This is a genomic window from Micromonospora noduli (assembly GCF_003264475.1).
Taxonomy (GTDB): domain Bacteria; phylum Actinomycetota; class Actinomycetes; order Mycobacteriales; family Micromonosporaceae; genus Micromonospora; species Micromonospora noduli.
This window is the reverse complement of record NZ_PYAC01000024.1, coordinates 14,634-28,084: the sequence shown is the minus strand read 5'-3', so window position 1 is coordinate 28,084 and position 13,451 is coordinate 14,634. Positions and strand designations below refer to the sequence as shown.

Sequence of the window (13,451 nt, the reverse complement as noted above, 5' to 3'; positions counted from 1 at the left end):
GGGCACGCTCATGGCGTCGCTGCCGGCTTTTTGGGGGCATCAGAGTGGTTCTGCCTTGGGATGGTTCTCTGTTCTAGGCGGGTCTGCGCATCTGTAGCTCGTTCAGGGCTGGGATGTTCGGGTGGGGGACTCGTACCCCGGTGTCCTTGAAGCCCAGGCGCTGGTAGGCGCGGTAGGCGCGGTCGTTGCCGACCACCACCTCCAGCAGCAGCTCCGGTCGGCCGCAGGCTCGCGACCAGGCGGCCACCCCGTCGATCAGCTCGCCGAGCAGGCCACTGCCGCGCCAGGCCGGCGTGACGTACACGGCGTAGACCACGGTCAGCCCCGGTTCGTTCGGGTGGGTCGTACCACCGGCGTGCCCGACCAGCCGGCCGCCCGGGTCGGCGACGAACTGCGCGTTACCGGCACCGGCCGAGGTGTACGCGACCCGGGCGGCGAACTCGTTGTGCGGTCGGGCCGCCGCGTCCGCCAGGGTCTCCAGGAAGGCCAACGGCGCGTCGGCCAGCATCTCCAGGCGCAGCGCCCGCATCCGGGCGGCGTCCTCCGGCCGGACCCGGCGGATCTCCGCGAGCCGCAGGGCCGGCGAGCCCATGTCGGTGGTCATGTCCGCATGCCTACCACAGGGCAGGGATGGCGTTTCGCGAGCTGGGCCCGATCGCCGTCATCTCGGGCCCGCCCTGCGACCCTCCCTCCATTCGCAATGACGCGGGCGAATCCGGTGGCTTGGGAACCCGGCCGATCAGCGCGGTCGGGACGCCCCGAAGTGTGTCTGATTTGTGGCAGTGCGCGGCCGTCACGCCTCGTGTAGCGTGCGATTTCGGTCACCTGCTTCAATGGCGGTCATCGATCGCTGAGTCGGTGGTCCGGGGCGCCCGGCCGTGCCGTGCGCCGAGTCAGGCAACGCCGCGCAGAGTGAGGGAAGTGCACCGTGGCACAGGGCTCCGTGAAGTGGTTCAACGCCGAGAAGGGCTACGGCTTCATCGCCGTCGACGGCGGTCAGGACGTGTTCGTCCATTTCTCGGCGATCGAGATGGACGGTTACAAGGCGCTGGACGACGGTCAGCGGGTCGAGTTCGAGATCACCCAGGGCCAGAAGGGCCCACAGGCGGAGCACGTACGCGTCATCGGCTGAGCTTCCTGGCCGATCGGCCCCGTGAGTCGGGGCTGCGGCAGGGGCGCGCAGCCGGGAAGATCGTGAACCGTTCCAGCCGATGTGAGGAGCGTTCATGAGCGACCAGCCGCCCCCGCCCAACTCGTCCCCCGGGTCGGGGGAGCCGGACCCGTCCGATCCGTCCTCGCCCGCCGGCAGCCCCGGCCACGCCGGTCCGCCCCCCGGCTGGGGGTCGGGCATGCCCCCGGCCGACCCGCCCTCCGGCCCCGCCGGTCCGCCGCCCGGCTGGGATCCCGCGCAGGGTGCCTGGGGTGCGGCCCCGCCGCCGCAGGGCTGGGCGTTCCCGCCCACCGGGGGTTACCCGCCCGGGTCGGGTCCCTACGGCGGGCAGCCGTGGTACCCGGGGCCGCCGGTCGGCTGGTACCCGCCGGGTTACGGGTTCGACCCGAACGACGCCCTGGTCACGCCGCCCGGTGCCGGCATCGGCGGCTGGTTCAACCGGTGCGGGGGAGCACTGCGTCGGGGCTGGCGGCAGTTGGTGCCGATCATGCTGCTCACCCAGGTACTGCCGGCGGCGGTGCTCTCGGTGGTCTCCCTCGGGCTGGACCCGTCGGCGAAGTGGGCCGCCCAGGCCGAATCGACGTCGGCCCCCGCGCTGCCGGACAATTTCGCCGCCGAGTTGCTGAGCCTCCTGGTCCTGCTGGTCGGCGGCAGCCTGGTGGTCGGGCTGGTGCAGGCCGTCGGGTGGGCCGCCGGCACCTGGGTGATCACCCAACAGGCGGCCGGTCAGCCGGCCAGCCTGGAGTCCGCGCTGCGCTACGGCCTGCGTCGGGCCCTCGGGCTGTGGGGCTGGACCCTGGTGGTCAGTCTGCTCATCGGCGTCGGTGTCTGTTTCTGCGTGCTGCCGGGCATCTACCTGGCCTTCGCGCTGAGCATGGCCGGCCCGGTCTATCTCTTTGAACGGCACAACCCGATCGGTCGATCGTTCCGGATGTTCCACGACCGGCTCGGCCTGCTGCTCGGACGGGTGGCCCTGGTGGCCGTGGCGGTGATCGTCGGCACCCTGATCCCCGGTGGCCTGGAAGGGATCGGCACCTCCGCGCTCGGAACGGACCCGTTCTCCTCGGCGGGTACCGCCGCCGGGACGGTGGTGGTGATCGGGATCACCGCCGTGCTGGCCCTGCCGGCCCACCTCGCTCAGATGATCGGTCTGCTGGTGACGTACGCCGAGCAGCGTGCCCATGAGGCGCCGGTGAACACCGCTGGACTGGCCACGGAACTCGGCTGAGCGGCGGCATCGTGCTTGCACTCGGCAGGGGAGAGTGCTAAACAAGTCATTGGCACTCGCATACCGTGAGTGCCAATGGTCGGGACGGTGGGGCCAGGTTGCACCGGCGTGGAGACGCCGGGGCGGCACATGGCCGGTCGTCGCGGGCTATCCGGCCCGGCCGAAGGACGTCGTCGTCGCCAGGTGGCGACGTCCCAAGGTGCGTACACCAGGCGGCCCATCCGGGGCACACATCTCGGGTGGCCCGTGAGTGTCCAGGAGGACAACGCCGTATGGCCAAGATGATCGCGTTCGACGAAGAGGCGCGCCGCGGCCTCGAGCGGGGCATGAACCAGCTCGCCGACGCCGTAAAGGTGACCCTCGGCCCCAAGGGCCGCAACGTCGTGCTCGAGAAGAAGTGGGGTGCCCCCACCATCACCAACGATGGTGTGAGCATCGCCAAGGAGATCGAGCTCGAGGACCCGTACGAGAAGATCGGCGCTGAGCTGGTCAAGGAGGTCGCCAAGAAGACCGACGACGTTGCCGGTGACGGCACGACGACGGCGACCGTCCTGGCCCAGGCCCTGGTTCGCGAGGGCCTGCGCAACGTGGCCGCTGGCGCCAACCCGATGGCCCTGAAGCGGGGCATCGAGGCCGCGGTCGCGAGCGTCTCGGAGGAGCTGTCCAAGCTCGCCAAGGACGTCGAGACCAAGGAGCAGATCGCCTCCACCGCCTCCATCTCCGCTGGCGACAGCACCGTCGGCGAGATCATCGCCGAGGCGATGGACAAGGTCGGCAAGGAAGGCGTCATCACCGTCGAGGAGAGCAACACCTTCGGGCTCGAGCTGGAGCTCACCGAGGGTATGCGCTTCGACAAGGGCTACATCTCGGCCTACTTCATGACCGACCCGGAGCGTATGGAGGCCGTCTTCGACGACCCGTACATCCTGATCGCCAACAGCAAGATCTCGTCGGTGAAGGACCTGCTCCCGATCCTGGAGAAGGTCATGCAGTCGGGCAAGCCGCTGCTGATCATCGCCGAGGACCTGGAGGGCGAGGCCCTCGCCACCCTGGTCGTCAACAAGGTCCGTGGCACCTTCAAGTCGGTCGCCGTCAAGGCGCCGGGCTTCGGTGACCGCCGTAAGGCCATGCTGACCGACATCGCCATCCTCGCCGGTGGCCAGGTCATCAGCGAGGAGGTCGGCCTCAAGCTCGACGCCGCCAGCCTCGACATGCTGGGCCGCGCCCGCAAGGTCGTGGTGACCAAGGACGAGACCACCATCGTCGACGGTGCCGGTGACGCCGAGCAGATCCAGGGCCGGGTCAACCAGATCCGGGCCGAGATCGACAAGAGCGACTCCGACTACGACCGGGAGAAGCTGCAGGAGCGGCTGGCCAAGCTGGCCGGCGGCGTTGCGGTGATCAAGGTCGGCGCGGCCACCGAGGTCGAGCTCAAGGAGCGCAAGCACCGCATCGAGGACGCCGTTCGCAACGCGAAGGCCGCCGTCGAGGAGGGCATCGTCCCGGGTGGTGGCGTCGCGCTGGTCCAGGCCGGCAAGACCGCCTTCGACAAGCTCGACCTGGTCGGCGACGAGGCGACCGGTGCGAACATCGTCAAGGTCGCGCTCGACGCCCCGCTGCGGCAGATCGCCGTCAACGCCGGCCTTGAGGGCGGCGTCGTGGTGGAGAAGGTCCGTAACCTCGAAGCGGGTCACGGTCTGAACGCCGCCAACGGCGAGTACGTCGACCTGCTGGCCGCGGGCATCATCGACCCGGCCAAGGTGACGCGCTCGGCGCTGCAGAACGCCGCTTCCATCGCGGCGCTCTTCCTCACCACCGAGGCTGTTGTCGCGGACAAGCCGGAGAAGACCCCGGCTGCCCCGGCTGGCCCGGGTGGCGGGGACATGGACTTCTGAGTCCAGTTCCGACACCGAACGGGGCGGGCCGCTGACGCGGTCCGCCCCGTTCGTCGTCAGGTCGGTAGTGGGCGCTGGTTGCGCCGCTTCTGTGCCCGGTTGTACGGCGGAGGCAGTTGGATCGGCGCGTCCACCATCTCCTGCGGTTCCTCGACCAGCGACGGCTCACCATCGGTGGTCATCTCGGCCAGTTGCTCGGCGTCGCCGTAGTCGAGCCGGTCGAACGGCAGTTGGCCGGGGAGTTCGCCCACCGGTTTCCAGGTGATCGGCGTGCCGTCCTCGGTCTGGTTGTCATCCGTGGTCATGGCTGCCTCCTCTACCGAAACGGTAGGGGGCGTCGATGGCAGATGCGGGCGAATGGATCCATGTCCTGTTTGCCCCGGTTATGCCCTGGACAGGGTTCGCCGGTACAGGAAGAACACCCGCTCGATCCGCGCTCCCGCGCTGCCTGAGTAGAACGGCACCGGTCCCACCCAGCCGATCTGTGCCCGATCCAGCCCTACCGCCCGCTGGTCGCGCAGGCAGCGCCGCAGCAGCACCCCACCGATGCCCGACCCCTCCGCGGCCGGCGCGGTGCCCATCGGCCCGAACCAACTCGGCCGGGACGACCCGTACGCGGCGAAGCCGAGCACCTCGCCGTCCCGTTCCGCCAGGTGGCAACCGGCGTCGGCGCGCCCCACCGACCCGGCCAACTCGCCGTCCCACGTCCCGCCGAAGGTGGACCGGGCGAAGGCGGTCAGCGCCGGAAGGTCAGCCGGCTCCGCCCGGCGTACGGTGACGCCCTGGTCGGCCAGCCGTCGCTCCGTCGCCTCGGTGGACCGCAGTGCCGGCGACCCGTCGTACGACAGGTCCGCGGTCATGTTCCAGGCGGTCCGGTCCTGCTGGTAGCCGAGCGCGAGGGCGGCGCAGACCGCCGGCGTGTAGCGGACGTCGATTCCCGGCCACGCGTAGTACGGCGGGTTTCCGGCCAGCAGCACCTCGGTCGCCCCGCGCTCGGCGAGCACCCGCTCGGCCCGCTGGAGCAGCGCCCGGCCGACGCCCCGACGCCGCTGATCCGCAGGGACCGCCACCAGATCCACGTGCCCGGTCCCCGGCTCGGTCGACGACACCGAACAGATCAGCACCCCCACCAGGTCCGCGCCCCGGTACGCGCCCAGCCCGACCACCGGCCGGTCGGCGGTGGCCCGGGTCCAGAGCACGTCCACGATGGCAGCCGCCTCGGCGGCGTCCTCGGGCAGGTCCAGAGCCTGCTGGCAGAGCTGTACGACGCTGGGGAGCAGGTCGGCGGTCAACTCGGTGACGGTGATCTCGGCGTCCATGGTGGCCGACCCTAGATCACCGACTGTCGGGCGCGCACCCCCGGCTCAGCGCTTCAGGAAGGAAACCTGCCTATTGCTGGGCGGCGCGAACGGCGGCGTAGGCGTCAACCTGACCGGCACCGGTGACGTTCGACGGACCACCGCAGGCGTCGGAGGGGCTGTCGGAGCGGTAGGTGGGGGTCGCCGACGTGGCGGTGTCCCGAAGGATCTGCCGGGTCCGGGTCACGTCGCCGACAAGCGCCGGGTTCGCCGACCACATCAGAGCGACCACCCCGGCCACCTGCGGGGTCGCCATCGACGTGCCGTCCAGCGCGGCGTATGTGCCGCCCGGCATGGCAGACACCACCCCCACCCCTGGCGCCAGCACGTCCGGTTTACCCGAGCCGCCCGGCACCGGCCCCCGCGAGGAGAACTCGGCGACCCGCCGCTGAGAGTCCACCGCACCCACGGTCAGCACGTCCGGGTACGGGGCGGGCGGATCGTCGATCGACGCGCACCACGGGCCGGTGTTACCGGCCGCAGCGACCACGAAGATCCCGGCGGCGTCGAGGGCGGCGGTGGCCGGCCGCAGAACGCGCTGGTCGCAACCCTCGATGGGCGGGCAGCCCCACGAGTTGGTCAGCACCTGGGGGGCGCGCTCCGGACGGCCGTCGGTGAACGGGTCGCCGCCGGCAGGGAAGGGCGCCAACATGAACTGGAGACAGTCCAGGTAGTGCGCGGGGCTGCCCAGGTTGCGGTCCAGGTTGACGCAGCCCACCCACTGCGCGTCCGGTGCCACCCCGATGCCGTCCCGCCCGACCGCGCTGCCCACCGTGTGGGTGCCGTGCCCGCCCTGGTCGGTCGGGCTCCGGGTGTCCTCCCACGGGTCGTACCAGGAGTCGTCCCCACCACGGAACCCGGCTCGTAGCGCCGGATGGGTGCCGTCCACCCCCGAATCGGAGCTGCCGACCACGATGCCCGTGCCGGTGACCCGGAGTTGGGACCACACCCGGTCGGCGCCGATCTGGCGGATGTTCCACTCCGGGCCGGTGGGCCTGGGTGCGGTGCCCCGGTTCTGCCCGGCCGGGGCCGGCAGCGGCCGCAGGCGCTGGCTGACCAGCACCCGCGCCACCTCCGGTCGGCGGGCGAGCCAGGCCCGCACCGCCGGGCCGCCGTCCACCTCGACCGCGTTGACCAGGTAGTACGACACCGGGTCGAGGCGCAGCCGGTTCAACCCCCGGAGCAGGTCGCTCTGGCTCTGCTCGGCGGTCGTCACCAGCCGCCGGTAGACCTCCGCCGCGCGGGCGTCCCGTCCCGCTCGACCCGGCACGGCGGTCGGAAGATCGCTCAGGTTGGCCTGCGTACGCAGCACCACGAACAGTCGCTCGCCGTACAGGCCCGGCTGGCCGGGGCCGAGGTCGACCACCCCGAACGCCACCAGCAGCACCACGGCCGCCACCGCGGCGACCCGCCTGTTCGGGGTGCGTGCCGTCGGCCGGGCGAGCAGCACCGCGTACCCGATGGCGACCACTACCGCGACGGCGAGCCCGACGCCGGCGGCGGCCGCCACCCAGAACGGGATGTCCCGGGTGCCGACCAGCAGCAGGCTGATCTCCTCCGGGTCGGTGAAGGCCAGCGGGCCGAGCGCGGCCAGGCCCACGAGCCAGCCGGTCGCCGTTCGGCCGGCGCGGATGGCCTCGGTCGGGTCGGCGGCGGTCGGATCGGCGGCGGGCCGCCAGGTCGCGGCCCAGAGCGCGGCCAGCGCGAAACCCACCGGCGGCAGTGTCAGCAGGGCGGGCAACTGCGCGCCGGACTGCCCGGTCCCGGCCGCGAGCAGCAGCAGCGCCACCCCGGCGACCAGGCCGCCCACCAGCACCAGCCGAGCCGGCCGAGGCGGTCGCCCAACCGCGAACGGGGACCAGAAGGGGGCGTCCAGCAGAGTCGCGGCCAGCACCCCGAGCGCGGCGGCCGCCAGCAGCGCGAGCGCGGTCTCCAGGAGGCCACCGAGCGCGCCCAGCCAGGCCCACGGCAGCAGCAGCGCCAACCCGGCGGCGACCGCGAGCAACGGCACCGGGCCGGTCCGGCGCACGCGCCGTCCGACCGGCTCCGCGTTGACCTCGGGCCGCGTGGCGTCGCCGTCTCCGGTGGCCTCGGGCCGTGTCGCGTCGCCGTTCCCGGTGGCCTCGGGCCGTGTCGCGTCGCCGTCTCCGGTGGGTGCCGGGCCGTCGACCGGGCCAACCAGCCCGGGGTACGCCCACCGGCGCGCCGACCAGCGCACGGCGAGGGCGCAGAGCATCGCGGCGCCGGCCAGCGCGGCGAGGTACGCCTCATGGTGCACCGGCGGCACGACCCGCAGCAGTGTGAGCACGCCGAGCGCGGGTGCCCCGATCAACCAGGCCCGCCCGGTGGCCCGGACCGCGCGCGACCGGGGCAGGAGGGCCAGCAGCAGGGCGGGCGTGCCGGCCAGCACGACGGTGGCCAGGCCGAGCACCGGCCAGAGCCAGCCGATCCGGTCCCGTCCGAAGCCCAGCAGCACCTGATCGGCGAGCCAACCACCGGTCTGGGTGCCCACTGTGACCGCAACCGTCCAGCAGCCGACCAGCACGGCTGCGACCACCGGCCACGGGGAACTGCGGTCGCTGAAGCCGGGTTGCGCAGGTTGACCTTGCATCCGAGAACCTTACGACTACGACGAAGGGTTTCGACCCGACCGTCGGGTTCCGGGGCTTCGAAGAACCGTGCAGATCTTGGACAGTTTCCGTCAGGCGATGACGGAAACTGTCCAACATCTCCGATCGGTGGGCCCGGATCGGGTGGCGGGACGTGTCGTGCGCTTCGGAGCAGGTCGGCGCGGTGCGGGCCGGGCGGCGAATGTCGACACGGTGGCTCGACGGTTACGGTGGACAGGTGCGCGACCCCAATGTCTCCCGATCCGTCGCCGGTCAGCTCTCACCGGTCCGCCGTGCGTCCGACCTGCGTCGACTGCGTGCCGAGCGCTTCGACGTGCTGGTCATCGGGGGCGGGGTGACCGGAGCCGGTGCCGCCCTGGACGCGGCGTCCCGTGGCCTGAAGGTGGCGCTGGTCGAGGCGCGTGACCTTGCCGCCGGGACCTCCAGCCGGTCCAGCAAACTCATCCACGGTGGCCTGCGTTATCTGGAGCAGTTGGAGTTCCACCTGGTTCACGAGGCGCTCACCGAGCGCGGCCTGCTGGCCACCCGGCTCGCGCCGCACCTGGTGCGCCCGGTGCCGATCATGGTGCCGCTGCCGGCCGGGCGGGGCCTGCGGGACCTGCCGGCCCGTGTCTTCCGCCGCTCGTACTACGGCGCCGGGGTGGCAGCGTACGACGCCTTCGCCGGGATCTTCGGCGGTGGCCGGGGCATGCCCCTGCACCGTCACCTGACCCGGGAGGGCGCCCGGCGGATCTTCCCGAGTCTGCGGGCCGACGCGCTGGCCGGAGCGATCCGCTACTACGACGGGCAGGTCGACGACGCCCGGCTGGTGGTCACCCTGGCCCGCACCGCGGCCAGCCTCGGCGCGACGGTGGTGAGCAGTGCCCGCGCCGTCGGGTTGATCCGGCAGGCGCGTGAGGTGACCGGTGTCCGCGTCCGGGACCTGGAGGCGCCGCCGGGCTCGCCGGACGCGGAGTTCGAGGTGCAGGCCCGCACCGTCATCGCCGCCACCGGCGTGTGGAGCGACGACATGTCCCGGATGCTCAACGACGTTGGCCTGCGGCCCGGCGTCCGGGTGCGCGCCTCCAAGGGGGTGCACCTGGTGGTGCCCCGCTCGGCGATCACCGGCGAGACGGGGCTCATCCTGCGTACGGCGAGTTCGGTGCTCTTCGTCATCCCGTGGGGCGGGCACTGGATCATCGGCACCACCGACACCGACTGGCGGCTGGACCGTTCCCACCCGGCGGCCTCGGCCCGCGACATCGACTACCTCCTCCAGCAGGTCAACACCGTGCTGGACCGGCCGCTGACCACCGCCGACATCGAGGGGGTGTACGCCGGGCTGCGGCCGCTGCTGGCCGGCGAGGCCGACTCGACCTCGAAGCTCTCCCGGGAGCACGCGGTCTTCGAGCCGATGCTCGGGCTGCTGCTGGTCGCCGGCGGCAAGTACACGACGTACCGGGTGATGGCGTCCGACGTGGTCGACCGGGCCGCTCGCCGGCTCGGCGGCGCCCGCTCGTCGCGTACGGCCGACCTGCCGCTGCTCGGCGCCGACGGTTACCCGGCCATGTGGCGGGACCGGGCTGATCTGGCGCGCCGGCACGCCGTGCCGGTGGGCGTGGTGGAGCACCTTCTGGAGCGGTACGGCACCCTCACCCTGGACCTGCTGGCGCTTGTCGACGCTGATCCTCTGCTGGCGTCTCCGCTGGCCGGTGCTCCGGAGTATCTGGCGGCGGAGGTCGCCTACGCGGCACGGGCCGAGGGCGCGTTGCACCTGGAGGACGTGCTGACCCGGCGGACCCGGATCTCGTTCGAGACCAGCCACCGGGGGCTGGAGTCGGCGGAGCACACCGCCGAGTTGATGGGGGCGGTGCTCGGTTGGGACGCGGCCACCCGGGCACGCGAGGTCGAGCACTACCGGGCCCGGGTGGAGGCGGAGCGGCAGTCCCAGTTGATGCCGGACGACGCGGCGGCTGACGCGGCCCGCCTCGGTGCTCCGGACGTCCGGGGTTACGCGGCCGACCGGGGTGGCGACGATCAGGCGGAGCTGCGCTCGTCCGCTCGATGACGAATTGCGACGTTACCGATGGGTAACCATCGATACCGGCCCGGATGGTGGTTTCGAACGCTACCTACGGTGGGGTAGGTTTCCGCGCGTGCTACCCCGCGCGCGCCCTCGTCTGCTCTTACCCCTGCTCGCCGTCGCGCTCGTCGGCGCCCTGACCGGGTGCTCCCTCTTCGACGGAGACAAGCCGCGCACCCCTGCGGCGCAACCGACCGCCGGCACGGCGGGTGGCACCTCGCAGCTGGAGATCCCCACCACTGTCGCCGCCGGTCAGGTCAGCCTGCTCCAGCGGCTCGGCGAAGACGGGCCGATGCGCACCCTGAGCGTCGAGCGGAACGGCGCGTGGCAGTGCGTCGACTGCGCCGGCGACGGCGTGACCTCCCGGGGCACCCTCGCACCGGAGCTGACCGAACGGCTCCAGGTGCTGCTCGCCAACCCGGCGCTGGCCGACGAGACCGATCAGGCCCGGCGGTACCGGACAACCTGCATCGACGCGCTGACGTCCAGCCTCATCACCTCGGCCGGGCTGATCACCTCGCAGGACTGCCCGGGTGAGGAGCTCACGCCGGTCGCCGGGGAGATCCTGCTGCTGCTCACCCAGGCGACCCCGGCCGAGGTCAAGGGCTGACCGCAGCCGGTCAGAGCACCTTGCCCGGGTTGAGCAGGCCAGCCGGGTCGAGCGCCGACTTGATCGCCTGGTGCACCCGGACACCGACCGGCCCGATCTCCCGGGCCAGCCAGTCCCGCTTGAGCAGCCCCACCCCGTGCTCCCCGGTGCACGTGCCGCCCAGATCCAGGCCGAGCCGCATGATCTCGTCGAAGGCCCGCCGACCCCGCTCCACGCTCGCCGGGTCGGCCCGGTCGACCACGATGTTCGGGTGCATGTTGCCGTCCCCGGCGTGCCCCACCACGCCGATCGGCACCTCGCACTCGGCCGCGATCCGGGCGACCCCGTCCAGGAGCGCGGCGAGCGCGCCGCGCGGAACGGCCACGTCATCGATCACCAGACCGCCGTTGCCGCCCGGGTAGGCGTCCGCCGCGAACTTCTCCATGGCCGGGTGGGCCAGCCGGCGAGCCTGGAGCAGCGCCGCCGCCTCCACCGCGTCGGTGGCCGCGTAGACCTCGTCGGCGCCGACGGCCTCGCACACCTCGGCCAGCACGGCCAGGTCGTCCGCCGCCCGGGAGCCGGTGTCGGCGGCGGCCAGCAACAGGGCCTGCGCGTCGGTCCGTAACCCCATCGGCTGGTACGCCTCGATCGCCCGCAGGTGGGTCTGGTCCAGCAACTCCAGCAGACTGGGGGTGAGCCCGCGAGCCGCGATCTCGGCCACCGCCGCGCCGGCCGTGGCGGTGGATCCGAAGACCGCCACCAGGGTCAGCGAGTCGGCCGGGGCGGGCCGCAGCGCCACTGTCACCTCGGTGATCACGCCGAGGGTGCCCTCCGAACCGACGAACAGCCGGGTCAGGTCGTAGCCGGCCACCCCCTTGGCCGTACGCCGGCCGGTGCGCAGCACCTCGCCGGAGGCGAGCACCACCTCCAGGCCGAGCACGTACTCGGTGGTCACTCCGTACTTCACACAGCACATGCCGCCGGCGTTGGTGGCCACGTTGCCGCCGATGGTGGACGACTCCCAGGAGCCGGGGTCCGGTGGGTACCAGAGGCCCTGTCTGGCCACCGCCCCGGCCAGCGCCGCGTTGACCACCCCCGGCTGGACCACCGCGATCCGGCTCACCGGGTCGATCTCCCGGATCTCGTTCATCGCGACGGTGCTGAGCACCACCGCGCCGTCCACCGCGTTCGCCGCGCCGGCCAGCCCGGTCCGCGCCCCCTGCGGCACCACCGGTACGCCGTGCCGCGCCGCCGCCTGGATCACGGCCACCACCTGCTCGGTGTCGCGCGGGCGGGTCACCACCAGCGGGACGCCGGCGGCGCACAGGTCGGCCTCGTCCCGCTGGTGCATGCGCAGCAGGTCCGGGTCGGTGAGCACGGCGTCGTCACCGAGCGCGGCGCGCAGGTCGTCGAGGAGCGCGGTGGGGGCCATGCAGCCGAGGCTAGGTCGCCGACCGGCGATCATCAACATGATCGACTGGGCGGGATAACTTGGGCACCATGCTCTACCTGGACCGGCCGGCCTGGCCGTGGCGCGGTCGGCTCTGGTCGCACCTGATCAGCGACGTCTCGTACGCCGAGCTGCACGCCTTCGCCGAGACGCTCGGCGCGCCCCGGCGCGGCTTCGACCGGGACCACTACGACATTCCGGCCGACCGGTTCGCGGCGGCGGTGTGGCTCGGTGCCCAGGTGGTGCCGAGCCGGGAGCTGGTCCGGTTGCTCCGCGCCGCCGACCTGCGTCGGCCGAAGCACCTGGTCAACCCGCGTTCTCCGGCTCCCCGGTGAGGGCGGCCAGCTCGCGGCGCACATTGTCCCGGGCGGGCTCTTCCCACCGGCTCGCCAGCGGTGGCGACCGGAACAGCGCGGGCAGCGCCAGCAGGCCGGTCAACACGGCAGCCCGTCCAGCCCGGAAGGCCGGCTCCGGCACATGGGCGTACTCCCGGCGGATCGCCGCCGCGTAACGTTCGTAGTTGGCCGGCGGCGCGGCCAGCACGGCCAGGTCCGCGTCGCAGAGCAGCGCGCCGTCCCGGTCGCCCGGTGCCACAGTGTGCCCGGCGGTGAGCAGCACCAGCCGACGCACCTCGGTCGCGGTGGGCGCCGGCACCCCGAGCCCGGTGAGCACGCTCTCGGCCAGCGCGGCGCTGTCCCGTTCGTTGGCGTCGCCGGCGGCCCGGGGGTCGTAGACCGCGTCGTGGAACCAGGCCGCCAGCCGGACCGCGTCGGCCCGAGTGGCCAGGTCGGCGTGCTGGTCCACCACATCGAGCACCGCCGTCAGGTGGGCCAGCGTGTGATAGTGCCGGTGCGGCTCCCGCCACCGGGCGATCACCTGCTCTCCGGCGCGGGTGGTATCCGGATCGGGGCTCGCGCCGGCACCTCGGGCCGCCGCCCGCCACCGGTCCAACAGATCAGCCACCGCCCGAGTCTGCCGCATCCGCCCGCGACGCGCGGGAAGGGAGGATTCAGCGGGGCCACCACGGGTAGTCGCGCCCATGGCCGTGGCCCGGGACAAGCGACCTCC

12 protein-coding genes are annotated in these 13,451 nt (G+C 72.6%); 6 read left to right on the top strand and 6 right to left on the bottom strand.

The window, feature by feature from the left end:
- Positions 1-73: 73 nt before the first annotated feature.
- Positions 74-604, bottom strand: coding sequence for a GNAT family N-acetyltransferase (locus MED15_RS23945; RefSeq protein WP_112737035.1), 531 nt, complete (start codon positions 602-604; stop codon positions 74-76).
- A gap of 324 nt (positions 605-928) precedes the next feature.
- Here MED15_RS23945 and MED15_RS23940 point away from each other — a divergent pair, with 324 nt between their 5' ends.
- The 3 genes from MED15_RS23940 to groL all read left to right on the top strand — a co-directional run bounded on the left by MED15_RS23940 (position 929) and on the right by groL (position 4,294).
- Positions 929-1,132, top strand: coding sequence for a cold-shock protein (locus tag MED15_RS23940; RefSeq protein WP_091402914.1), 204 nt, complete (start codon positions 929-931; stop codon positions 1,130-1,132).
- 94 nt (positions 1,133-1,226) lie between these two features.
- Complete coding sequence (locus tag MED15_RS23935; protein WP_112737033.1) at positions 1,227-2,399, top strand: hypothetical protein; 1,173 nt, start codon at positions 1,227-1,229, stop codon at positions 2,397-2,399.
- Positions 2,400-2,671: 272 nt separating this feature from the next.
- A complete protein-coding gene (gene groL / locus MED15_RS23930) occupies positions 2,672-4,294 on the top strand; it encodes a chaperonin GroEL (RefSeq protein ID WP_030490078.1) in 1,623 nt (540 codons plus the stop codon).
- Positions 4,295-4,350: 56 nt separating this feature from the next.
- Here the strand turns inward: groL and MED15_RS23925 are convergent, their stop codons facing one another.
- From MED15_RS23925 to MED15_RS23915, 3 genes are all read right to left on the bottom strand, one after another.
- Positions 4,351-4,599, bottom strand: a complete 249-nt coding sequence (locus tag MED15_RS23925) for a hypothetical protein (RefSeq protein WP_112589238.1) — start codon at positions 4,597-4,599, stop codon at positions 4,351-4,353.
- 78 nt (positions 4,600-4,677) lie between these two features.
- Entirely contained in the window at positions 4,678-5,613 is a 936-nt protein-coding gene (locus MED15_RS23920) for a GNAT family N-acetyltransferase (RefSeq protein WP_112737031.1), read from the bottom strand.
- A gap of 70 nt (positions 5,614-5,683) precedes the next feature.
- A complete protein-coding gene (locus MED15_RS23915; protein ID WP_112737029.1) occupies positions 5,684-8,263 on the bottom strand; it encodes a S8 family serine peptidase in 2,580 nt (859 codons plus the stop codon).
- A 200-nt stretch (positions 8,264-8,463) separates the two neighbouring features.
- Between MED15_RS23915 and MED15_RS23910 the strand changes: the two genes are divergently transcribed.
- Positions 8,464-10,329, top strand: coding sequence for a glycerol-3-phosphate dehydrogenase/oxidase (locus MED15_RS23910; RefSeq protein WP_112737028.1), 1,866 nt, complete (start codon positions 8,464-8,466; stop codon positions 10,327-10,329).
- Between the two features lie 88 nt (positions 10,330-10,417).
- On the top strand, positions 10,418-10,954 hold the full coding sequence (locus MED15_RS23905; protein ID WP_112606091.1) for a hypothetical protein: 537 nt from the start codon (positions 10,418-10,420) through the stop codon (positions 10,952-10,954).
- Between the two features lie 10 nt (positions 10,955-10,964).
- Here MED15_RS23905 and MED15_RS23900 read toward each other — a convergent pair whose 3' ends face one another.
- Entirely contained in the window at positions 10,965-12,365 is a 1,401-nt protein-coding gene (locus MED15_RS23900; RefSeq protein WP_112726762.1) for an FAD-binding oxidoreductase, read from the bottom strand.
- Positions 12,366-12,433: 68 nt separating this feature from the next.
- Here MED15_RS23900 and MED15_RS23895 point away from each other — a divergent pair, with 68 nt between their 5' ends.
- Positions 12,434-12,718: a DUF4031 domain-containing protein gene (locus MED15_RS23895; protein WP_112589230.1), complete on the top strand. Its 285-nt coding sequence runs from the start codon at positions 12,434-12,436 to the stop codon at positions 12,716-12,718.
- Here the strand turns inward: MED15_RS23895 and MED15_RS23890 are convergent.
- Positions 12,690-13,346 (bottom strand): HD domain-containing protein, encoded by a 657-nt coding sequence (locus tag MED15_RS23890; protein WP_244220565.1) that lies wholly within the window; start codon positions 13,344-13,346, stop codon positions 12,690-12,692. The two genes, MED15_RS23895 and MED15_RS23890, sit on opposite strands and share 29 nt — an antisense overlap.
- Positions 13,347-13,451 lie beyond the last annotated feature (105 nt).

Coding starts and splice junctions, on each gene's coding strand:
- MED15_RS23945 (WP_112737035.1), bottom strand. CDS start 604: ATGACCACCGACATGGGCTCGCCGGCCCTGCGGCTCGCGGAGATCCGC.
- MED15_RS23910 (WP_112737028.1), top strand. CDS start 8,464: ATGTCGACACGGTGGCTCGACGGTTACGGTGGACAGGTGCGCGACCCC.
- MED15_RS23925 (WP_112589238.1), bottom strand. CDS start 4,599: ATGACCACGGATGACAACCAGACCGAGGACGGCACGCCGATCACCTGG.
- MED15_RS23915 (WP_112737029.1), bottom strand. CDS start 8,263: ATGCAAGGTCAACCTGCGCAACCCGGCTTCAGCGACCGCAGTTCCCCG.
- MED15_RS23895 (WP_112589230.1), top strand. CDS start 12,434: ATGCTCTACCTGGACCGGCCGGCCTGGCCGTGGCGCGGTCGGCTCTGG.
- MED15_RS23900 (WP_112726762.1), bottom strand. CDS start 12,365: ATGGCCCCCACCGCGCTCCTCGACGACCTGCGCGCCGCGCTCGGTGAC.
- groL (WP_030490078.1), top strand. CDS start 2,672: ATGGCCAAGATGATCGCGTTCGACGAAGAGGCGCGCCGCGGCCTCGAG.
- MED15_RS23935 (WP_112737033.1), top strand. CDS start 1,227: ATGAGCGACCAGCCGCCCCCGCCCAACTCGTCCCCCGGGTCGGGGGAG.
- MED15_RS23920 (WP_112737031.1), bottom strand. CDS start 5,613: ATGGACGCCGAGATCACCGTCACCGAGTTGACCGCCGACCTGCTCCCC.